General features: G+C 55.2%; 18 protein-coding genes, 1 tRNA gene and 1 pseudogene. 5 read left to right on the plus strand and 15 right to left on the minus strand.

Annotation, left to right across the window (positions count from 1 at the left end; translation table 11 throughout):
* Positions 1-141 precede the first annotated feature (141 nt).
* Entirely contained in the window at positions 142-810 is a 669-nt protein-coding gene (locus K6117_RS11315) for a LolA family protein (protein WP_246605055.1), read from the minus strand.
* Positions 811-971: 161 nt separating this feature from the next.
* Here K6117_RS11315 and gatC point away from each other — a divergent pair, with 161 nt between their 5' ends.
* The 4 genes from gatC (at position 972) to K6117_RS11335 (ending at position 4,380) form a co-directional block, all read left to right on the plus strand.
* Positions 972-1,259 carry an Asp-tRNA(Asn)/Glu-tRNA(Gln) amidotransferase subunit GatC gene (gene gatC / locus K6117_RS11320; protein WP_221795052.1) on the plus strand — a complete coding sequence of 96 codons (288 nt, stop codon included), beginning with the start codon at positions 972-974 and terminating at the stop codon, positions 1,257-1,259.
* Positions 1,259-2,737 carry an Asp-tRNA(Asn)/Glu-tRNA(Gln) amidotransferase subunit GatA gene (gene gatA, locus K6117_RS11325; protein WP_221795054.1) on the plus strand — a complete coding sequence of 493 codons (1,479 nt, stop codon included), beginning with the start codon at positions 1,259-1,261 and terminating at the stop codon, positions 2,735-2,737. Before gatC ends, gatA begins: the two co-directional genes overlap by 1 nt.
* Before the next feature lies 1 nt (position 2,738).
* Entirely contained in the window at positions 2,739-4,211 is a 1,473-nt protein-coding gene (gene gatB / locus K6117_RS11330; protein WP_221795055.1) for an Asp-tRNA(Asn)/Glu-tRNA(Gln) amidotransferase subunit GatB, read from the plus strand.
* Between the two features lie 94 nt (positions 4,212-4,305).
* Positions 4,306-4,380, plus strand: a tRNA-Thr gene (locus K6117_RS11335).
* A 274-nt stretch (positions 4,381-4,654) separates the two neighbouring features.
* On the opposite strand, the gene K6117_RS11340 is transcribed toward K6117_RS11335, so the two are convergent.
* From K6117_RS11340 to K6117_RS11395, 12 genes are all read right to left on the minus strand, one after another.
* Positions 4,655-6,334, minus strand: a complete 1,680-nt coding sequence (locus K6117_RS11340) for a recombinase family protein (protein ID WP_221795057.1) — start codon at positions 6,332-6,334, stop codon at positions 4,655-4,657.
* The gene (locus tag K6117_RS11345; RefSeq protein ID WP_221795060.1) at positions 6,321-6,806 is read right to left on the minus strand and encodes a DUF2924 domain-containing protein; all 486 of its coding nucleotides are present in this window, start codon (positions 6,804-6,806) and stop codon (positions 6,321-6,323) included. The genes K6117_RS11340 and K6117_RS11345 overlap by 14 nt, the downstream gene beginning before the upstream one ends.
* On the minus strand, positions 6,803-7,057 hold the full coding sequence (locus K6117_RS11350; RefSeq protein ID WP_221795061.1) for a DUF3489 domain-containing protein: 255 nt from the start codon (positions 7,055-7,057) through the stop codon (positions 6,803-6,805). Before K6117_RS11350 ends, K6117_RS11345 begins: the two co-directional genes overlap by 4 nt.
* 434 nt (positions 7,058-7,491) lie before the next feature.
* Positions 7,492-9,906: a TonB-dependent receptor gene (locus K6117_RS11355; protein ID WP_221795064.1), complete on the minus strand. Its 2,415-nt coding sequence runs from the start codon at positions 9,904-9,906 to the stop codon at positions 7,492-7,494.
* A gap of 389 nt (positions 9,907-10,295) precedes the next feature.
* Positions 10,296-11,807 (minus strand): aldehyde dehydrogenase family protein, encoded by a 1,512-nt coding sequence (locus K6117_RS11360; protein WP_221795066.1) that lies wholly within the window; start codon positions 11,805-11,807, stop codon positions 10,296-10,298.
* Between the two features lie 73 nt (positions 11,808-11,880).
* Positions 11,881-12,204: an EthD family reductase gene (locus tag K6117_RS11365; protein WP_221795068.1), complete on the minus strand. Its 324-nt coding sequence runs from the start codon at positions 12,202-12,204 to the stop codon at positions 11,881-11,883.
* A gap of 67 nt (positions 12,205-12,271) precedes the next feature.
* Complete coding sequence (locus tag K6117_RS11370) at positions 12,272-13,321, minus strand: alpha/beta fold hydrolase (protein ID WP_221795070.1); 1,050 nt, start codon at positions 13,319-13,321, stop codon at positions 12,272-12,274.
* Between the two features lie 23 nt (positions 13,322-13,344).
* The gene (locus tag K6117_RS11375) at positions 13,345-14,997 is read right to left on the minus strand and encodes a flavin-containing monooxygenase (RefSeq protein ID WP_221795071.1); all 1,653 of its coding nucleotides are present in this window, start codon (positions 14,995-14,997) and stop codon (positions 13,345-13,347) included.
* Between the two features lie 68 nt (positions 14,998-15,065).
* A complete protein-coding gene (locus K6117_RS11380) occupies positions 15,066-16,817 on the minus strand; it encodes an AMP-binding protein (protein ID WP_221795073.1) in 1,752 nt (583 codons plus the stop codon).
* 385 nt (positions 16,818-17,202) lie between these two features.
* On the minus strand, positions 17,203-18,093 hold the full coding sequence (locus K6117_RS11385; RefSeq protein ID WP_221795075.1) for a helix-turn-helix domain-containing protein: 891 nt from the start codon (positions 18,091-18,093) through the stop codon (positions 17,203-17,205).
* A gap of 470 nt (positions 18,094-18,563) precedes the next feature.
* On the minus strand, positions 18,564-19,244 hold the full coding sequence (locus tag K6117_RS11390) for a VOC family protein (RefSeq protein WP_221795077.1): 681 nt from the start codon (positions 19,242-19,244) through the stop codon (positions 18,564-18,566).
* Positions 19,245-19,248: 4 nt separating this feature from the next.
* The gene (locus K6117_RS11395; protein ID WP_221795079.1) at positions 19,249-20,334 is read right to left on the minus strand and encodes a phosphotransferase; all 1,086 of its coding nucleotides are present in this window, start codon (positions 20,332-20,334) and stop codon (positions 19,249-19,251) included.
* Positions 20,335-20,654: 320 nt separating this feature from the next.
* Here K6117_RS11395 and K6117_RS11400 point away from each other — a divergent pair, with 320 nt between their 5' ends.
* Positions 20,655-21,677, plus strand: a complete 1,023-nt coding sequence (locus K6117_RS11400; RefSeq protein ID WP_221795081.1) for a helix-turn-helix domain-containing protein — start codon at positions 20,655-20,657, stop codon at positions 21,675-21,677.
* A gap of 46 nt (positions 21,678-21,723) precedes the next feature.
* On the opposite strand, the pseudogene K6117_RS11405 reads toward K6117_RS11400, so the two are convergent.
* Positions 21,724-22,110: pseudogene (locus tag K6117_RS11405) on the minus strand (integrase core domain-containing protein); the annotation flags it as partial.
* Positions 22,111-22,373: 263 nt separating this feature from the next.
* A complete protein-coding gene (locus K6117_RS14560; protein WP_281422139.1) occupies positions 22,374-22,502 on the minus strand; it encodes a hypothetical protein in 129 nt (42 codons plus the stop codon).
* Positions 22,503-22,924 lie beyond the last annotated feature (422 nt).

Below are 22,924 nucleotides of genomic sequence, written 5' to 3' on the forward strand. Positions count from 1 at the left end.
GAGGGCCGCCATGACGTTCATCACGCAGGCACAGTCGGTTGAAATCGAGCGGGCAACAGGGGGGAAACCCGCATCAGCAACCGAACTGCATGGGTCATTTATACGACAGGAAAGCTGTCCCCCAGATGAATAAAATTAAGTTTACATCTTCTGCCGAGGGCGTGGGTCGCGCCAGAGGAACGCTTTGTCGGAAATTGGCACGTTGAACTGCTGATTCGTCAGCCGCACCGTCATCTGATTATTTTGCGCATCGATCACGCTCCAGCCCTGCAACATCAACCCCGCCGGGGCGGACGCCATGCGATTAAAGGCAAGGCTGATCACCCCATATTCCGGGTGCTTGGGGTCCTTGGCTGCCACCAGCACCAGATTGGGATTGCCGCTCGGTACCGATTTGGCAAAACGCGACATATCCTTATCGGGGTTGAGCAGCACCGACAAAGGCGAATTGCCGATCGGCCAAGTCGATACCTGCTTCACGCTATAATCGATCATGGTCAGTGCGCGGCCATCGCCGACGATCAGCATCGGCACCGACTTTTCATATTCGAATCGCACGCGACCCGGACGTTTCAGGGTCAATTTCCCGGTCACGACACGCCCGCGCCGGTCGGTCTGGGCAAAATCCGCCGTCATGCTGGTCACCTCGCGCAAATGGCGCTGCACTTGGGCAAGCGGGCTCACCGCATTGGGCGCAGGGACCGTTGGCGCTTGCTGGGCCGCCACCGGCACCGCCAGCATCGCCGCCGATAAAATTCCCACTCCCAAGGCCCGGCCTGTTTTCAAGGTCAGGCGCACAGCAATCAACATCACACATATCTCCATTTCATCGCCCGACGCATAATCACACCCCGTCTGTATCGCCACTGAACAAAGCTGAACAGTGTTGAACCCGAATGCGCGGCATCCCCTTCCCTTCCACCGCAATTCGCGATAGGGCCAGCCACAACATTCCATCTGTTGGGAAAACTATGTCCGTCGATCATGCCACCGTCCGCAAGATCGCCTCGCTCGCCCGCATTGCCGTCAGCGATGCGGAAGTTGAGGCGATGGTGCCCGAACTGAACGCCATTCTCGGCTTTGTCGAACAGCTGGGCGAGGTTGATACCTCTGCTATCCAGCCCATGACCGCCGTCATCCCGAATACGCTGCGCCTGCGCGAAGATGTCGTCACCGATGGCAATATCCGCGATGCCGTGCTGGCCAATGCACCCGCCGCAGAACATGGCTTCTTTGGCGTGCCGAAGGTGATCGAATAATGACCAATCTCACTGAACTCGGCGTTGCCGCCCTGCGCGACGGCTTTCGCGCCGGTGATTTTTCCGCCCGCGAAGTGGCCGATGCGTTCAACGCAAATGTCGCCGCCGCCAAGGCGCTGAACGCGTTCATCGTCGAAACCCCCGATCATGCGCTACAGGCCGCCGAACAGGCCGACCGCGACCGTAGCGAGGGCAATCTCAAGCCCTTGTCCGGCGTGCCGATCGGCATGAAGGATCTGTTCGCCACCAAAAATGTGCAGACCACCGCGGCCAGCCACATTTTGGAAGGCTTCAAGCCGCAATATGAATCGACCGTCTCGGGCAAATTATGGTCGGCGGGCGCGGGCATGCTCGGCAAGCTCAACCTCGATCAATTCGCCATGGGTTCGTCGAATGAAACGAGCTATTTCGGCAATGTGATCTCGCCGTGGCGGCGTCCGAACGACACCGCCCCGCTGGCACCCGGCGGGTCGTCGGGTGGTTCCTCCGCCGCCATCGCCGCGCGCCTTTGCCCGGCGGCGACCGGCACCGATACCGGCGGCTCAATCCGCCAGCCTGCGGCCTTCACCGGCATTTCGGGGATCAAGCCGACCTATGGCCGTTGTTCGCGCTGGGGCGTGGTCGCCTTCGCGTCCTCGCTCGATCAGGCCGGCCCCATGGCCAATGATGTGCGCGACTGCGCGATCATGCTGGAAAACATGGCCGGTTTCGACCCGAAGGATTCAACCTCGCTCGAACTCGCGGTGCCGAATTGGGAAGCAGCTTTGTCCGCCGATCTCAAGGGCAAGAAAATCGGCATTCCCAAGGAATATCGCGTCGATAACATGCCCGCCGAAATCGATGCCTTGTGGGAACAGGGCATTCAATGGCTGAAGGATGCCGGGGCCGAAATCGTCAACGTCTCGCTGCCGCACACCAAATATGCGCTCGCGGCCTATTATATCATCGCCCCGGCAGAGGCCTCGTCCAACCTCGCCCGTTATGATGGCGTGCGCTATGGCCTACGCAACCTGCCCGATGGCGCAGGCTTGCAGGACATGTACGCCGCCACCCGCGCCGCAGGCTTCGGACCAGAGGTCAAGCGCCGGATCATGATCGGCACCTATGTGCTGTCGGCGGGCTTTTACGATGCCTATTATACCCAGGCGCAAAAGGTCCGCGCCTTGATCGCCCGCGATTTCGAACGCGCGTTCGAACAATGCGACCTGCTGTTGACGCCGACCGCGCCTTCGGCAGCCTTCGCTTTGGGCGAGAAAAATGCCGATCCGCTGGAAATGTATCTGAACGACGTCTTCACCGTGCCGACATCGCTCGCAGGCCTGCCTGCCATGTCCGTACCGGGCGGCGTGGATGCACAAGGCCTGCCGCTTGGCCTGCAAATCATTGGCCGCGCGCTGGATGAACAGGGCGTGCTGAACGCAGGTCTGGCGATTGAGGAACGCGCTGGCTTTACGGCCCGTGCGGGGAAATGGTGGTAAGATGAGCAACTATCGCATTCAGGGCGCCACCGGCGATTGGGAGGTCGTGATCGGCCTCGAAGTCCATGCACAGGTCGTCTCCAACTCCAAATTGTTCTCCGGGGCCGCCACAGCCTTTGGCGCGGAACAAAATTCGCAGGTGTCGCTCGTCGATGCGGCGATGCCGGGCATGCTGCCGGTATTGAACGGCGAATGCATCCGGCAGGCGGTCCGCACCGGCCTTGCGATCAATGCCGAGATCAATCGCTGGTCGCGGTTCGACCGCAAGAATTATTTCTACGCGGATTTGCCGCAGGGCTATCAGATTTCGCAGCTCTACCACCCGCTGGTGGGCGAAGGCACGATCCTGATCGACGCGGATGAAAAGGCCGGGATTCCGGAAGCCAAGCACATCGGCGTCGAACGCATCCATGTCGAACAGGACGCGGGCAAGCTGATGCACGATCAGCATCCGACCATGTCCTATGTCGATTTGAACCGTTGCGGCGTCGCCCTGATGGAAATCGTCTCGCGCCCGGATATGCGCTCGCCTGCCGAGGCCGGTGCCTATGTCCGCAAGCTGCGCGCCTTGCTCCGTTATGTCGGCTCCTGCGACGGCAATATGGAAGAAGGCTCGATGCGCGCCGACGTCAACGTGTCGGTCCGCCGTCCGGGCGAAGAATTCGGCACCCGTACCGAAACCAAGAACGTCAATTCCGTCCGATTCGTCATGGCGACAATCGAACATGAAGCGAATCGTCAGGTCGATGTGCTGGAGGCCGGTGGCAAGATCGTACAGGAAACCCGCCTGTTCGATCCGGACAGCGGCACCACGCGGTCGATGCGGTCGAAAGAAGACGCGCATGACTATCGCTATTTCCCCGATCCAGACTTGCTGCCGCTCGTCTTGACGGAAGAATTCATCGAAGAATGCCGCGCCTCGCTGCCGGAACTCCCGGACGCCAAGCGCGCGCGTTATATCGAACAGCTCGGCATCAGCGCCTATAACGCCGATGTCCTGACGGCAGAGGCCGAAATGGCCCGTTGGTTCGAAAAGGTGCTGGATAACGGCGCAGAACCGAAGCAGGCGTCGAACTGGGTCATGTCGGAACTGTTCGGCGCGCTCAATCGTCTGGGCAAGGGCATCGCAGACAGCCCCGTTTCCCCGCCACAGGCCGCAGAATTGCTGGCCTTGGTCGCCGATGGCACCTTGTCCGGCACTTTGTCGAAGCAGGTATTCGAGATCATGCTCGACACCGGCGACAGCCCGGCCAAGATCGTCGAGGAACGCGGCCTGAAACAGACCTCGGACACCGGCGCGATTGATGCGGTGATCGCCGACATTCTCGGCAATAATGCCGACAAGGTCGCGCAATATAAGGACGGCAAGGAAGCCCTGTTCGGCTTCTTCGTCGGCCAGACGATGAAGGCGATGGGCGGCAAGGCCAATCCGCAGGTCGTGAACGAACTGCTGAAAAAGGCTTTGAACGCATAAATCAGGAAAAAAGGGCCGCCTCGTCACCCATGGGGTTGACGGGGCGCAACCCTTTGTCCATAGCCCCCGCACCATAACCGTTCGCGGTTCGAGTGCTGCCGTAGCTCAGTGGTAGAGCGCATCCTTGGTAAGGCTGAGGTCGTGAGTTCAATCCTCACCGGCAGCACCATTCACTCCCCCAGATAACCCGATATTCGGGTCTCAGTATAAACTGGCGGGTGAATGGCGCAGTTCTGCGCCATTTGCGACGGACCATTTTCGGTTGAGGACAGAGACGCGGGCTTTCAGCGCCTCAAAACCGCCAATATCGCCCGCCGTCTCAACTAGCCACTTTGCTGTCCTCAAACCTATTTGCGGAATATCTGGCCTATTGCACTGCAAGGCAGCCAATAAAAAACCGGCCCATCAGGCCGGTGATGCTGAGTTGAGGTGCTAGGTTGCGATCAACCAAACCCTAAGACCCGCCGCTGCTCGGTCCAGTCATGTGGAAGACACGATAGGCGAAGCAGCGAGCGACTGGTCAGCTCAACCGGCTGACGTCCCGCCAGGATCGCCATGATGATATCGGGGGCGAGAAAATTAAGCCGCGCCAATCGCACCAGATGACTGCGCTGATGGCTGTCAAATGCAGGCTGTCGTGCCACCAGTTGCTGCCATGCCGCGCGGCCAGAAGCCAGCAATCTGATCAACCGCTCATCCCGTTCAGCTGGTCGACTATTGGGGGCCGCAATGACAAGCCGCAGTTCATGCCCTCTGCGCCGCAGGCGGACCGGCACGTGCAACTGCACCTGATGGCCGATGGGCAAGGAGATGTTGACGATGCCGAGCTTATTAATCAGCGATGCACCCTCCATGCAGATCACGATCTCATCCTGCTTGAGCGTAATGGCCGCCTGCAGATCTTCCAGCAGGGCACGCATGGTCATGGGAGCTTTCAGCTGCTCTGCTAATGTATTGCCCGCATCGGCGAGTTGATGATCGCGATCGAGCTGACCCAGTTCGGTTTGCAAACGCAGTGGATCTGTCAGCAGTTCCGTCATCGCGATACGGACCAGTGATTCTAGATCCCCAGCGGGGAGACGCCAGGTCGGTTCCGATATGCCGTCCACTGGCTTGGACACATAATAGCGATAGCGCCGTGTGCCTTTGCGGCCATGCGCCACGGTCATGGATCGTCCCAACCCATCGACGATCATATGGCGTAGGATAGAGGGCTGACCCGTATGGGGTCGAAGGGCATTGGTATTGAGCAACGCTTGTGATGCATCCCAATGTGCGCGTGATATGATCCCTTGATGCTCGCCTTGATAAAGCGCTTCCTTATGCGGGATCAGACCGGCATAGATCACATTGCGAATGATCCAATAGAGCGCGCCGGATTTGAAAGCCTGACCACCAATGGTCCGGCCATCCTTCATCGTCCGTAGCCGGGATGTGATCCCCCGGGCCGCCAGATCATCGGCCAAGGCTTTGAGCGAGCCACAGGCCTGATGGCGTTGGAAGATTAGTTGTACGGTCTTTGCTTCCTCCGGGATAATGATCAGCTTTCTATCCTGGACCATATAGCCCAATGGCACGGGCCCACCCATCCACATCCCCTTCTTCTTGGAAGCGGCCACCTTATCCCGGATACGTTCTCCGGTGACCTCGCGCTCGAACTGGGCAAAGGACAACAAGACATTGAGGGTCAGGCGCCCCATGCTGGTGGTCGTGTTGAATGCCTGTGTGACCGAGACAAAGCTCGCCTTGCTGCGATCAAGGATGTCCACGATCCGGGCGAAGTCGGACAAGGCCCGCGTCAGGCGATCGACCTTATAAACGACGATGACATCGACGCGCCCGGCCTCAATCTCCGCCAACAGTTGCTTGAGTGCAGGACGCTCCATATTCCCGCCCGAATAACCGCCATCATCATAATAGTCTGGCATCTGCACCCAGCCCTCATGGCGCTGGCTGACGATATAGGCAGCACAGGCTTCACGTTGGGCATCAAGGCTATTGAACTCCTGTTCCAGCCCCTCCTCTGTCGATTTACGGGTATAGATGGCGCAGCGGATTTGTTTGACGCCCGCTGATGGTCCTGATGGCGCATTGGACCGTACTGCCGAGCTACGCCGCGCCATGATTTTGCTCCTGTTCCCGGCACTGCATCTGCGGCTTGCGAGCCGGTGGCAACGATGGTCGCCGGAGACCGAAGAACCGCGGACCCGACCAATGGGCCTTGGTGATGTCGCGGGCGATATGGGAGAGCGAACCATAATGCCGGTCCGCATAGGTAAACCCCTCCTCCGTCACCATCACCGCATGGACATGCCCGTTCCACTCCCGCAGCAACCTTGTACCCGGCTTGAGGTGAATCTCCGGCTCACACTCGCTAACCTCGCCATCACTCATCAGCGCCTCCAGCATCCGCAGTGCTGACGGTGGCAAGCTACCCAGTCTCTCCTGTTGAAGGTGATGGGCCAGTGATAACCGTAACATCGAGATCGGCACTTGGGGTGCCGCCTCGCCGAATAGCTGCTGCCACTCGGCTTTGGTCTCCGCGGGTGAAAGGGTGGAAAGATGCGCCACCCTGTCTGACACCTCGCGCGTCATTGTTCTGCGCCAATAAGGTAATAGCGAGAAGTGCCATCCTTGATGGTATATTCAATCTTATAGCCGCGTTTGCGCAAGCCACTCACCGCCGCGCGGATACTATGGGGTTGCCAGCCGGTGAGTTCACCTAGGTCAGCGAGTGAAACACCGTCCTGCCGTCCAAGCAGATGCAGCACTTGTGCCATCTTGCTGTCGGGGCGAGGTAACCAGCGTTGCGAGAGGGCATCCTGCTGGGGATGTATATTGATCATGGGGGTGCCTCCAGATGGAGCCGGCACCGCGCCCGCTCCCACCACCCAATGCCCTGATGGTCGCACCATCAAGGCCAGCACCCGGCACCGTCATCTCGACGAATGCTCAATCACACCAATGCTCTGATAAAATCGGAAGTCGAGTGCTTTGGTGAAATGCGGGATGACAATTTAAAGAGCGCAAGTTCGATGTCTGACGGGTGCACCAATGCGAGCATAAAGCGCTCAGGTGACCGGCACCAATCCGTTCAAGTCCAAATATACGGCGCCAAGTTGTCGATCCGGACTGCCAATTTACCTATGTCCGTCATGGCAGCTCACAACGCTTCCAAAAGTGTCCGATGATAAAAATAACGAATACTCATGGGACTGAAAAGATGGAGACCAGGTACGATTTTCTCGTTCCGGGCCTCCATTTATCGAACAATTTTACATCAGAATTTGATGCCGAATTCTGCTCCGAAAACTCGTGGCGGGGCATAATTTACCTGCCCAGTGTTATACAGACTCGCAAAATTAAATTTTTGGAGGGGTTTAGTATTATTGGTCAAATTCTTCGCGTACAATGTGACATGCCATCCAGCATCAGTGGACTCGTAAGTGATATTATAGTCGATGTTGATGAAGGAAGGCAATTTGGTGGTGGGGTCATTGAGCACGTCGACGTAGCGGGAACCCGTATAGTTGAACGACGCCTGATTGCTCAAAGTACCCTTTCCATTGAGCACCTCCGCTTCATAGCGCAACGAGCCGGTGCTCTGTATATGCGGCGCAGATCCGAGTTCGCGATTCTTCGTAACGGCCACGCCAGCGCCGACGTTAGTAACATCCTTGACCTTGGTATGCACATAGCCGGCGCCGAGGGTCAGGTCCAATCCGGACGCCAGATTGGCCCAAGTGTCAATTTCGGCTCCGTACACAATCGCATCCTTGTTGATTACTTGGATGCCGAGGGTTCCGTTGATGACGGTGAACGCCGTCGCCTGAAAGTTCTTATAGTCGTAATAGAATAAGCCCGGATTGATCCTGATCCGGCGATCGGCACTTTGCCATTTCGCGCCTAACTCATAAGCATTATTGACTTCATTCTTGAAGGGAATAGCGCCTAAATCGAATGCAGAAAAATTGACCAAGCCGTTATTGAATCCGCCTGATTTGACGCCCCGCTTGAAACTCGCATACAGCAGCGCATCACTGGTAACCTTGTAGTCAACGCTAAGCTGATAATTGAGGAAGCTGGTCTTAAATCTGTCCGAATAATCCACGACAGGATCGCCAACCGGATCGGCCACACCAGTCAAATGGTTTGCGATCAGATCCCTCATGCCATCTGCGTCGAGCGCGAGGATGCCAAAAGTGTTCCCGTTGAATGTGTAACGTCCGGTGTCTGGATAATTATGCGTGTATAGGCCCTCGACTTCCCTGAAATCGCGCGTTTCGTGGTTCCAGCGAAGGCCCGCTGCTACGGTAAGCTTGTCAGTGACGTCATAGGACACATTGCCGAAGAAAGAGTACGATTCAACCTTGGAAGTGTTCGGCGTGTATTGGACCAGACCCCCAGGCGTATCGCCGAGCTGGATCGTTTGATGGCCTTGAGCGGTGCCGGTACCGCTAACGATCGGCAGGGTCCACTGATTAGCATATTTCTGGTTGAGATAAAATCCGCCGAACGTCAGCCGCGCTTTATCAAGGTCCAGTGATGCCCTCAGTTCCTGTGTCCAATATTTCTGATTATTGGTCTGGTATGCTGCGCAAATAGTCCGCGGCGTACCGTCGCATTCCTCAAGCGTGAATTTGAATTGCTTCAAATAACCCGTTACCGAAGTAATGTTGAACCGGCTGGTAAGGTCATAACTGATCGTCAAGAGGTGGTTCTGCACCTTGTTCCGGAAGTCGTTGATGCCGTCCGAGATTACCGTGGTGCTGTTTTGCCCAGCTTGGGACGGATTATAGCCGAAACCATCGGTTCCATCCGGCTTCCTGATCGTAGCGCCGGCAATCTGGAGCATCGGTTCTGAGCTATCGCCTCCGTTCCGCCCCTTGGAGAGGCCATATTGATATTTGTAGCGAACGCTCAGGTCATCAAGCGGATCCCAGCGCACGATTGCTCGCGCTGCCAAGAAGTTGCCTTCATGCGTATCGTTAGCGCCTTCACCTGGGCCGTCATAGAGGTTCTTCGTGGTGGCGCCGCTGGTCTCCCGCGTTGCGGAGAAGCGGATGGCGAGCCGATCTTCCACGATCGGGACATTCAATGCTCCCGACATGCCCGTAGTATCGCGGCTGCCGACGGAGACTTTCGCGCCCCCCTCCAACTCATAGGTCGGCTGGTTGGTGCGCATCACCACGGCGCCGGCGCTAGAGTTGCGACCGAAGAGCGTGCCCTGCGGCCCGCGAAGAACCTCGGCAGTGGCTATGTCGTCGGTCTGGAAGTCCACGGCAGAGCTGGAAAGGATATAGAAGTCATCGATGTAGACGGTCGTCGGCGATTCACTTCCCTCGTTGAAGTCCGCTTGGCCAATTCCGCGGACGTAAAACAGACTTGCGTTACCCTTTGAACCCCACTGCTTCTTGAACGATACGTTCGGCGTGAGACCAGCAAGTTCGCCGACCGAGTCCACTCTGAGGCTTTCGAGTTGTTTGCTGGTAAATGCCATCACCGATGCGCCGACCTTTTGGATGGATTCCGCACGTCTGTTGGCCGTGACGACTATGTCGCCGACTGCACCGGTCGGCTCACCGGCAGACACTTGTTCGGCGGGCGCAGACTGCTGTCGATCTTGAGCAAATAACGCGGAGGGAAAGGCGCAGGTCGCCATCAGAAAGTATGTGAAAGTATCAAATTTCTTCATTTTTATCTCTCCCTAAGTTTCTTTTTGGTATGAGCTTAGTTTAGGTATCTGCATCATAGGCCGCCCTTAAGCTGACCGATTGGTTTACCGTGACCCAAAAATTGGCGCAGAGTGCCAATATCGATCTTCAGACAAATGAATGATGTGATTTCTTACCGCAAACCGCCAACGTCTCTCATGGCTCGAGGGGCATAGTGCGATCACATAACGCGAGTGAAAGGCCCCCGAAGACAAGTCCCGTCCCCCTTGAGGGACATGGATGACAAAATCAGCAGGTCATCACCACCAGAGAAACCCTTTACTTCTAACGGCATCAGTTCATACCGCTATGATGCGGAGATCCATATTCGTTCCGAACCCGTCCAACCCTAATCACAGGGGCTGAAAGCCTATCCAAGCATCATCATGACCGACTTTGTCTCAAGATAGGCGTCGAGCGACGCCTTGCCCATGTCACGGCCGATACCGGACTGCTTGAAGCCACCAAACGGCATTGATGGGTCTAGCATACTGTGGCAATTGACCCATACAGTCCCTGCCTGGATCTTCGGGATCAACTGATGGACGCGAGCGAGATCGTTGGACCAGATGCTGGCTCCCAATCCGTAAGGAGAATCATTCGCTTTCGCGATAACATCGTCAAGATCGTCATAAGGCATGGCCACAAGCACGGGTCCAAAGATCTCCTCGTTCACCACGCGATGATCATGATCCACATCGACGAGGACGGTTGGCTGGACAAAATAGCCCAAGCTCGCTGCGCGCTCACCACCGGTTGCAAGCCGCGCGCCACCGCTCAGGCCGATATCGATATAGTTCATTACACGTTGCATGTGCTCGTGTGTGACCAAGGGGTTGATTGTTGCCACTGGATCAAGTCCGCTCCCGACCTTCATCGCTTCAGCAATTTGCACAATCTCTCCGACGACGTTGTCGAAATCCTTCTTCGGCACATAGAGGCGGCTGCCGGCGCAGCAAACTTGTCCTTGGTTGAAGAAGATAGCGCTAGCTGCGCCGGCACCAGCCTTGGCAGGGTCGCAATCGTCGAGCACTATCACTGGTGATTTGCCGCCCAGTTCGAGCGTGAAGCGGGTCATGTTCTCTACAGATGCATGTCCGATCCGCTTGCCGACCTCAGTTGACCCTGTGAAACTGACCTTGTTGACTAGAGGGTGAGCAACCAACCGAGCGCCGGTATTCATGCCATCTCCGGTCACGATGTTGACGACGCCTGCGGGGAAGCCAGCCTCGAGGATCAGGTCCCCGAGAAACAAGGCTGTGAGAGGTGTCTGCTCGGCAGGTTTGAGAACGACTGTGCAGCCAGCAGCCAACGCCGGTCCGAGCTTCCACGCCGCAGTCAGCAAAGGAAAATTCCAAGGCACGATCGCCGCGACAACACCCACAGGCTCGCGGCGCGTAAAGTGCACCATTTCGGCCTGCAACGCGTAGGGCACTGAATGTTCGGAGGTGGTGCCTTCGATCTTGGTCGTCCAGCCTGCCATGTAGCGGAAGAAGTCAATGCTCAGCGCAATATCGACGGCGCGAGCCATCGCTACCGACTTGCCACTATCGATCGATTCCAGCTGCGCCAGGGTGTCCGCGTTTGCCTCGATCAGATCAGCCAGCCGAAGCATCAGTTTCTGTCGCTCAACCGGTCGCATACGGCTCCAAGGCCCGAAGTCCAACGCAGCTTTCGCCGACCGCAACGCGCGATCTACATCGACGGCGCCTGCGCTCGCAATCGTGCCGACACATTCTTCATTCGACGGATCGATGGTAGTGAATGTGGCACCACCTTCGGCGGGCTGCCATTTTCCATCGATCAAGAGACCATGCTCCTGCTTTTCCAGAAAACTCAATGCTCTTTGTGAAATAAGATCGCGAACACGGGCTAGATGCATGACACAATATCCAATCAATTTGGGCTGATTTTGGCATAGCGAAAGCGGTAAGGACTAAGTTATCTGCCCTAGGCTAAGCCGTGTGGTCGATAACGATTTCGCTCACCAGCAGAACCGGAGCGGCATCGGTGTAATTCGGAATATCTCCGAGCACTTCACCGGAGACCGGCGTAAAAGCTGCTTGAAACGCTTCCTCCGACTTGAACAAGAGGTGACCCACGGCGTGAAAGGACGGGGCGCCATCAGGCGTACCATCACTCACCCCCTTGTCGATGCCATACGACAGAAGGGCTTCGCCGAGACGCGCTTTTGCGAGTGGCATGTGGCGGTCCCGGTAATAATCGTGATCGAACCGTCCGCCTACAGAATAGGGATACATCACACTCACCTTAATCATTCTCTCTCTCCTTTTGGGATGTGCCGGTACAACCCGATCGTCATTCATAGCTCCGACACCCGATGTTCTAGCTCTCTGAGCGTGCGAGCAACTCGATCAGATTGGCATCAAGCTGAGCCAGCATGGCGGGGTCCGTCCCGAACAAGCCGAGATGGCCATCTATGCTATCGAGCACTCGTAATTCGCTACTTGGAATCATTGCTTGTTCGGCAGCGCAATCCGCTGGGGGAAATACAGCGTCGCGGGCGAGCGGCATGACAAAGGTCTTTGCGCGAATGCGACCCAGCGCAGCGGCGAGATCACCATTTGTATGTCGGCTCACATCACCTCGTTGCCATTTCCATATCTGATTCAATAAGTTGTTTGGATCCATCGGCGAAAAATAAGGAACCATGAAACCGTCGATGAAAGCCTCCATGCTTGCGAAGCCCATCGCTTTATGGCGGCCCTCGCGGAAGAACTCGTCGCTCCAGCCCAAAACTGTCCACAATCGCGCATGACGAGCGAGGCCTGCCGACACGTCGGTCGCGGACGTATAGGCGCCGTCCAGATACCCGGGATCGCTGGTGATCGCATCGATCAGTGTCTGGGCTAGCTGGAAGTCTAGTTCACTATTACGCGCGGTTCCGGCGATGATGCCCGCGCGTGCTATCATATCGGGGTAGCGTACAGCCCATTCATAAGTTTGCTGCGCGCCCATTGAGGCCCCCACCATCAGCGCTAAACGGTTGATTCCGTATGTTTCGGTCACCAGTCTATGCTGTGCGCAAACATCGTCCCCAATCCTCACATGAGGAAAAGCCGGGCCCGCCAATTCATTGGCGGCATTGTGAGGTGAGGTCGAAAGCCCGCTACCGATCTGATTGACAACAATGATGAAATAGCGACGCGGATCAAGTGCTCTCCCATCGCCGATTAGCACCTGCTGGATGATACCGCTCGTCCCCGAATACCAGGTTGGAACAAGGATCGCGTTATCTTTCTCTGTGTTCAGCTCGCCGTAGGTAGCTACGGCAAGCTGGCAGCGAGGCAGCACGCCGCCATCCTCAAGCGGTAGATCTCCAACGTCGATGAGCGTGAACGGCCCATGTTTTTCGGATGTGTAAAAGTCAACCATGGCGTGCTGTCCAATTTTTGAGGTCAAACGATTTTGAAACCCGAATATTCCGCGTCGGACAACTCTTTGCATTTGGCGTTATAGGCCGCCACGCCGCCGATATAGGCCAACAGCCGCCTAGGTTTCCCAGGCACGTTGGAACCCATGTACCAAGAGTCTGTTTTTACGATTAAAGTTTCCGCTGCCGTCTCATCATGGTGGGTGACCCACTCATCTTCCAGTTGCTGAGTGACTTCCACGGTCTTGCGGTCATGCCTTTGTGCATAATCGATACACTCAGCGATCCAGTCCACCTGTTGTTGCAGACAGGTCGTCATATTACAGAGCGCAGCGGCAGGTGCGAGCGGCGCACCAGTCATGAAAAGGTTCGGGTAACCGTGAACCTGGAGGCCAAGTGCAGTGCGAATTTCCTGCTTCCACTGGTCCTTGAGGGAGCGACCATCACGCCCACGAATGTCGATCCTAGACAATGCGCCGGATCCAGCGTCGAAGCCTAGCGCGAGGATGATAATATCTACCTCATGAACTTTGCCATCGGCGGTCAAGATGCCCTCGGGCACGATTGCCGTAATCGGCGTCATCCGACAGTTCACGCCCTCAACGTTATCGCGATGATAGACCTCGAGATATTTGCTCTCCAGCGGCACCCGATGCGTACCGAAGCCGTAGTCCTCAAAGACAGGAATTAGCAGGTCACAAAGCGCGGGATCGTAGTGCAGTCGCTCGCGCATCTTTTCGGCAACGAATTCAGACACAACCTTACTGACCGCCTCATCGTAAAACATCTCTGGGAATGTACCGAGCCAGATCTGTAGCGAGCCCTGGTCCCAGTATTTCTCGAGTATAGCATTACGTTCTTCCGGGGTCTTGTCCGCCCATGCACCAACTTCAAAGTCGTAATGGAATCCAGCAAAGGTCTCACGAGTACGTTTTTTAAGGTAATCGAACTGAGACGTCCATTTATCCCACTCCGCCTGATCATATTTTGGGTTGTTCATGGGAACGATATATTGCGGCGTGCGGATAAACACCTTCAGATGCCCGGATATGGGCGCGATGGACTGAATGACTTGAATCCCGCTGGCACCCGTTCCCACTACGGCGATACGCTTGCCTGCCAGTTCGACGTCCTCCTTGGGCCAAAGAGCCGTCTGTATCACCCGCCCCTTGAACGACGATTGGCCGGGGAAGATATCGGTTATCGGCGCAGACAGCATGCCGCAGCAGGCAACTAGATACTGCGCGTCGATCTGCTGGCTGTCAGCAGTCGTTATCAGCCATCGACCGGTCGTCTCATTGTAGACCGCTGACTCAACTTTTGAGTTGAACTGGATGTCCTTTTTAAGATCGAGCCGATCCGCAATAAAGTTCAGCCACTGCTCCGTTTCCGATTGCGCGGGATAACGCTCCGATGGCTTCCATGCAGCATAGAGCTCTTTAGAGATGAAATAGTTATAATCCTCGACCTGAGAGTCGAAACGTGCACCTGGATAGCGGTTCCAATACCATGTGCCACCAACGCCCGACCCTGTTTCGAAAGCACGTACCTTTAGGCCCATTTCGCGCAGCTTGTGGAGCTGGTAGAGGCCCGCGATTCCCGCGCCAATGATCATCACATCCAGCTTAAGTGGCGGAGCCAAAATCTCAGGAGAGGCAATGGCATGTTCTGTGTTCATCGTAGAAAATCCTCTAAAATAGCGTTACAATTATGTGAGGGATTGTGCGATCAGACATCGTCCCACTCTCAGTTGTGAGTAATCTGAAAAGAAGCGAATTCACTCTCAAGATATTCGTTGGCACCACGTTGTTCTGCCGCTGAACGGCGAGATTCCTCGATGCGTAATTCGACCCGGCGAATTTTGCCGGATATCGTCTTGGGGAGCTCGGTGACGAATTCTATGCTGCGGATTCGTTTGTACGGTGCAGTCCGGCTGCGAGCGAAGGTGAAGATATCTTCCGCCAGTTCGCGACCGATTTCTGCGTCAGCTGTGACTGTTAGATAGGCTTTCGGGACCGCGAGACGAATGGCGTCAGGCTTTGGAACGATCGCGGCCTCGGCTACTAATGGATGTTCGATGAGGATGCTCTCGAGCTCGAAGGGGCTGATGCGATAGTCTGACGATTTGAAAACATCGTCTGCTCGACCTATAAATGTGTAGTAGCCGTCATCGTCGCGGAACGCCGTATCACCAGTATGATAATAACCTCCGCGCATCGCCTCTGCGGTTGCGTCTAAACTATCGATATATCCCACCATCAGGCCTGTGGGCCGGTGTCGCAGGTCAATACAAATCTCGCCCTCCGCCGCCTCGATTCCGTCCGGGTCCAGCAGCGCGATTGCATATCCCGGTAGCGGTCGACCCATCGAACCTGGCTTCAGTGGCAGAGTTGGCGAATTGCCGATCTGTGCAGATGTCTCTGTCTGTCCGTAGCCATCTCGGACCGTGAGGCCCCAAGCCGCTTGAATCTGATTGATGATTTCCGGGTTTAACGGCTCGCCAGCTCCAATGAGCTCACGAAGCGAAATGCGTTCGCGCCAGGCGGCCAAATCTTCCTGAATCAGTCTTCGCCAAGCAGTAGACGGCGCACAGAGGCTCGTTGCTCCACAGCGCTCAACGACGCTCAGTAACGCGGCTGGATCGAAACGCGCATTGTTGTGGATGAGGATGCAGGCACCTGCATTCCAAGGAGCAAAGAAACTGCTCCATGCGTGCTTTGCCCAACCTGGCGAAGCTATGTTGAGATGCACATCCCCGGGCCGTAGACCGATCCAGTACATCGTTGAGAGATGTCCGACCGGATAACTTTCATGGGTGTGCAACACTAACTTCGGTCGCGATGTTGTTCCCGATGTAAAATATAACAACAGGGGATCACTTGCCTTCGTCGGGGCATCCGGAACAAATTCCGTCGACTCAGCCTTCGCCGCATCATAATTAACCCAACCCGATGCGTCCCCGCCTACGACTACCCGTATACAATTGTCTGCACTGCCCTCCAATCGCGACACGAGGTCGACTGCGGCGATGATCACTTGGACGCCGCCTCGAGAAATGCGATCTTCAAGGTCGTCGGCAGTCAGAAGTGTGGTGGCAGGAATGATAATCGCACCCAACTTCATCGCCGCGAGCATCGTCTCCCATAAGGCGATTTCGTTGCCCAGCACGAGCAGCAGGCGATCGCCGCGACTGATGCCTTGGGAACTAAGAAAGTTGGCAACCTGATTTGACCGTTGAGAGAGCTGCTTAAAAGATGCTTTGTATTCGCCGCCACCCTCGTTGACTATCCAGATAGCCGGTGCATCGTTGTCTGTCGCCATGCCGTCGAAATAGTCAATTGCCCAATTGAATTCCGTCATGATGGGCCATTCAAACTCTTCAACGACCTCATTCTGGCCGCTTAGCGACCGAAGCAGATAGTCGCGCGAGGCAAGGAAACGGGAGAGACTAGAACTATCTCCGGCATACTCTGCCATCATGTTTGAATTTTCTGCCATCACTTCCCCGCATTATTTTTGGGTAGCGCGAGAATATCTACGCACCTCTTACCTTCTCTCCTATCTGCGTTGCCGGAGGGATGTATTGAACAAACCGTGCTCAATGTTGAAGAATCTCGTGAACTTTCACGCAAGCTGCCTTCACTAGCATCGTGATAGCACTACTTCGGCAGATGTCTGATTTGCCGTGCCGCCAGCAAGCATCCGCAATGGGGGCATTGAAATGTGAAATATGTTCAAGGATAGCATAGCGGGCTGCCAGCGAGTTGGGCTGCGGCTGCGGGCCGAAGCCTCTCCCCGTCGCGATCAGAATTGCCCCCCTCCTCTGGAAGCACGTATTTTAGGCCGAAGGATTCCCAAAAAATACGCTCCCACCAAAATAGGGCTAGGCGGCTGTCCGACCGGGACGCAGCGATCCGGGAGTTACATTGCGTAACGTCCTGAACACACGCGTCATATGGGCTTGATCCGCAAACCCACAAGCGAACGCTATCTCCTTTAGGGGCATATTTTCTTGTTTCAGGAATCTCTCGGCACGCTCTACGCGCCGTTCGATCACATATGTGTGTGGAGAGCGGCCAAGCGTCTCGCGAAAGAGCTTGCCAAAGGTCCAGGTGCCGAGACCAACTTCAGCCGCTATGTCCTCGAGCGTCAACGATTGCCCGAGGTTGCTCTCAATATATTCCTGCGCTCGTCGGATGAAGTCTGAAGCAAGCCGCTTCCCAGTCGCCTTGTCTCTAATTTGAACATCGGCGTAGTTCCGTAGGAGATGGACCGCCATTTGGACACCTAGAGCCTCTGCATAAATAGCCCCGCCCACACCTCCCGCAGCCGCTTCGCAGCGGAAAGCCTGAACGAGCGTGCTCATTATTGGGTCTTCCAGCGAGAGTATGTCCCGTAGAGTGACATCTGCGATCGATCGTCCAAGAACGTCGAAAGCCACCCCTGCAATAATCTTCTCGGACAGATAGACATGACAGACGTCTACCTTCTCTGGCCAAAACCAGTGAGAGTCCTGCGATCGGGTGAGGAGAGAAAGTTTCCCGGGAGCGCATTGAGTCTGGGTCCAGGCGCTTTCGAACCGGCGCTGCATCTTCGTTGCCCCTTCGAGATAGGCGACGATCATAAAATCCTGAAGCCCAGGCAACAGGACGTCATGTCCCGGATAGCGATAACTGCGAAGGCCGACGTTTTTCCAACCCAAGTCCTGGCTTGACTCAAGCATCGTGCCCGGCACCCATCTCGGTAATTCATCGATGGTGACTAACTCAGCCAATCACTACATCCTCTCTTTAGCCTTGCCGCGCTATTCAACGTCCTACATTTTAACAAGCTCTAGCAGTTTCAAGCGCTCTATCTTCGCCCCCCTATGGCCTGAGCGCAGATTCCAACAGCCGCTTTCAATCGTGCCACCAGTGCCAGCATGGTAACCTCCGACCGCGCCTCCAACCAGCCAACCAGCGTGGCCATGTAGCTCACCAACTTGCCCTCTCCGGGTCGTCATAGTTGGCATGCCGATGCCTCCCAGCCCTCACTGTCACTCGCTTGAAGAACATCACCGCAAGGCCAAGTCTCACTCCAAAGCGCAGTAAGGCATCCGGATACGAATGACCCAATGAGACGCCCGCCATTACGCGTGCGCGGCGATCGGATGAACAGGCTTTTCTCATGATCCTCCTCCGACCATAGCGCAGCACAACTCAGACCTCTTAAGAATCCCTCAATTTCGATTTCACGCTCGATGTTCTAGGCTGGCACTACACCGGTCAACGACGCTCGCGCTGATATCTCGATCCAATTACCGTCAGGATCCTTGACGAAGCCGACACGGGCAACTTTGCCATAGTTTTCAGGTGCTCGGGCAAGCCTTCCACCGCGTGCGATGATGCCGTTGCAGGCATCATCGGCATCATAGATTTGGACTGTTAAATAGCGGTAACCGCCAAAACCAATAAAATCGGTCGTCTCGCTTCCTCCCGGCCCATCCACGAAGAACAGTAACGTATCACCACAACATGCTGTTCGTGTATTGATGAGGTCGAACTCCATGGCGTTGACGTAAAAATCGATCAGTCTTGCAGGATCGGGGGAAGAAATAACGATACCGACTCCAGTTACTCCGTCCAGTCCCCTAGGCACTAAACGTACTCGATTACCGTCGGGGTCTTTGCCCGCCCACACCGTCCCTGCCTCACAGGCGATGATCAGCTCGACATAGCCAGTCAAAGGAATTTGTGGCAGCGGGTCGACATAATGGTTGATCTTAATAACAGAGTCATGGGCGTCAAATCGGTGCTGCGCCCAGCCTGAACGCATCGGCAATATCGTGTCGATGCGTAGGCCGACTTCCTTACTCCAGAAATTAGCGGCTGGCTCAATATTCTGGGTGAACAGACCAATGTCCAGATGCGGCTTGGCTAATCGCATGGATTTACTCCGGGAAGTGGTCTAGAGCATTATTGTCGATCGCCTGATGTGCTGCTCCGGTAATCATATGCATGAATAACTTGTCACCGCGATTGGTGCGCTTAACGATCAAGGTCGCCGCCATCGCAACGGCAATCGCAGCAAAACTGAAAAATGCATAATCTCTCATCATCTGATCAAAGTCGTAATCGGTAACTCCATGCTTCAATAGATCGTTATGATATTGCTTGAGAAGATCGCGCTCGTTAGCCTTGCGAGTTTCTCGATCGAATATACCCCCTAGAAAATAAGCGGCATCCATACCCGAACTAAGGTAAGAGCTTGTCTGCCAATCCACTACTGCGACCCGATCGTCGGGGCCGCCGAAGAGCAGATTATCAGGACGGAAGTCATTGTGAGAGAAGCACTTCGGGGTATCTCGAGGCCTATTCCACCACGCGTGATTACGGACATACCTATCGCAAACTTCAGTTACTTCCGGCGACAGCTGACCATCATAGTCCTTCTTAACATGGTACCAAGACTTTTCGATAAGATCGGTTGTGTAAAGACCTTGCGCACCCGGCGGTACAGAAAGCCAATCCTGTTTTAGAAGTTCGGTGTCATTCCAAAAGGTCGCGTGCAAAAGTGCTGCTTCGGACAGGGCCTTACTTGCCTCATCGATGGTGCATCCACGCATCTGATCGCCCATTACTGCGGGCGCCATGTCCTCAAGCAAAAGGATGAAGTCGTTACTCTCGTTAATTTCGGCGACATAAACATCCGGAGTTCGTATACGAGCGCGATGGGCCAACTCGCGATAAAACATCACCTCAGCGCGATAAAGACCCATCGAGCGGCCGCTGCTGGCTGCAATCGCACTGTCTGAAGGGAATTTGCCAATGAGTGTGCGGGGCGCACTAGCGGGCGCGCCCCGTTTATAGTTCAAATGGAACCGTCGAGTTTCGCCAAGTTGCCCGGTTCCCACGAGGTCCACGGTCAGGCTCTCAACTGTGGCACCTATCCCTCGGCATGCCAGAGCCTGAGACATCCAAGCTGGCGTCACCTGCTCGGGCGTCACTATCGCGATCGGTTCATTCGTCAACATCATACCCTTTCATCTCTGATGATGAAGAATTAGAGCAACTCGGACGACGCGTCTTGGCGGCTAAGGACGGGGCGCTTGTCGCAGAGTGACATCAGGCGGCACAACTTGTCTCCACGGGTAGCCGTCCTGGATCATGGCGCTTCTGGCACTTTGCGGTCCTCAGCGCACCCGGGAACGCAGCATTGGCTCTCAATCAGCTACAACGATCTGTCCTGCCGTTCTCCGTTTTCTGCGACCCAGATCTCTCATTGACAAGCAGACTTCAGCACGATCTAAAGCACTTTTATCGGTCGCAGAATGCCGAGAAAGAAATGGAGAGCTTGATGGGCGCCAACGAAATGATCGCGGATAGTTGGGCCAATCTATCCGGCTGGTCGACAAAAAATGTCCTTCCGAATCAGCAATTCGCGAGATGGTGTGACTTTGTCAACGAAGCTCATTTACATTGGGCAATCCAACGGGAATCATATGATAGTTTCCCCGCCTTCATTCGCGACGGTCGGTTCGGCGACTTTCGCATGGTCAACCTAACAGCAGCACATCCGAATGTGAGAGGAGTGCGTGGCCCAGCAGAAATTGCTCAAGACAAAGAAGCGCTTTATAATATCCTCTATATTGCGAGCGGTTCCGAATGTCTCATAATCGACGGACGGGAGATTGAACTGCTGCCCGGAAATTTCGTCGTATGGGATAGCACCCGTCCGATGACATTTATCACAGGCGAAAAACTCCACCAGATCACTTTGGCCGTCTCACATGACCGCCTACACCGGGTCCTTCCGCAGGTTAGCGATTATGTGGGGAAGCCGATTATAGCCAAATCAGGTCTTAATCGTTTGTTCGCGGAACACATTCTGTCACTAGATAACCAGTTTGGCGAACTTCCTCGCGACCGCGCGGATAGCATACTCGACGCCACACTCAACATGCTTGCAATCACAATTGGTGCATCAGAGGCAAGGAACAACCAAACTTCCAATGCCAAATTATTTGAACGGGTGAAAAACTATATAGACAAAAACCTCGACGATTTCGATTTATCGATTGCCGCAGTTGCGGAGAAAAACGGGATATCAGCCCGACACCTGCATCGCCTATTCCACTCTTTGGATACAACGGCTGCAAATTATATCATGCGACGTCGACTAGACCGCTGCAGACAGGAACTCTCATCCCCAGCTTTTACACGATCCACAATAACTGACATCGCGTTTCGATGGGGGTTCAGCGATTCGAGTACCTTTAGCAAAGTATTTCGTCGCGAATTCAATATTTCACCACGAGATTTCAGATATTCGGTCCTGTCGGGTTCCAATGTCAACACAGATAACCATGATATCGATTAGGCGATATTGAACCGCCCCGGGATTACCGGAGGCTATTTGGTTAAAGTTACGCAGCCATGGACTGTTCGTCCAGTATGGCGTAGTAGCGCGCCTCGGCTTCAGCGGGCGGGATATTACCGATGGGTTCCAGCAGGCGCTTGTTGTTGAACCATTCGACCCATTCCAGCGTGGCATATTCGACGGCTTCGAACGATCGCCATGGTCCTCTCGGGTGGATCACCTCAGCCTTGTAAAGGCCATTGATTGTCTCCGCCAAGGCGTTGTCATAACTGTCACCAACGCTGCCAACTGATGGCTCGATTCCGGCTTCCGCCAGGCGTTCAGTGTACTTGATGGATACATATTACGACCCACGATCACTGTAATGGACCAGCCCTCCACGATGGACAGGTCGCCGATCATGGATCGCCTGCTCCAGAGCATCGGGAACAAAGCTGGCGTGTGGCGGAGCCGGTCGATTTCTGCTTCATCGAACCGTTCTGGATGAAGGATATTGCCCGGATAGCGCGTTACCTCACCGCCGTCTGATAATGGGATGGTCTGCTGTCGTGGTGCAATAAGCGGCAGGCAGAGCTCATCCCATCCACCGCCAGCCGCGAGTTGTCCGGGCAGGTCCTCCAAATGTAATCGCTGGGCCACTAGGAGGATTCTACCTGTCTTTGGATTGTTGAGACGACTCAACATGGTGCCGGTAAACTAGTCGATTGCACCTTGTCGCGCGACCTCGCTATGCGCGTCCTTGGCCTTGATCGGGTCGTCGATAATGATGAAGTCACCACCCCGTCCGGTCAGCGTACCGCCGGTCGAGGTTGACAGCCTCAGCAATCAGGAAGTCCAGTCAAGAAAGTCAGGCCTTTAAAAAGCTGCATATGGACTTCCGCACAGTCTCGGGCATGTGTCGTCCCATGGACGAAATACCATTTGGGAACGAGCTACTGGATATGGCTGACCGGTTATGCACCGTCGTGGGCATAATCATGGAAGACCACCATTTGCTGGCGGTCTCATTGTCGGCGACACAGACTGCCACAAAACCCCAAGATATTGAACAACTCGCTACGGCAGTTCAGAACATGGCTACCTTGATTGAGGCCGCTAAGGTACTCACGCAACTCGGCAGATAAGTTATGACCTACGTGATTGTCCGCTGTGTTGGCAGTCCGGAACGGCTTCTTTCAGGAACGCCGAGAAAATTTCTTCCGTTCGTTCAGAATGCTACCCGGCGGTCGTTCTTTCTTGGATAAAGT

This window comes from Alteraquisediminimonas sediminicola, assembly GCF_019740335.1.
In the GTDB taxonomy this organism is placed as follows: domain Bacteria; phylum Pseudomonadota; class Alphaproteobacteria; order Sphingomonadales; family Sphingomonadaceae; genus Alteraquisediminimonas; species Alteraquisediminimonas sediminicola.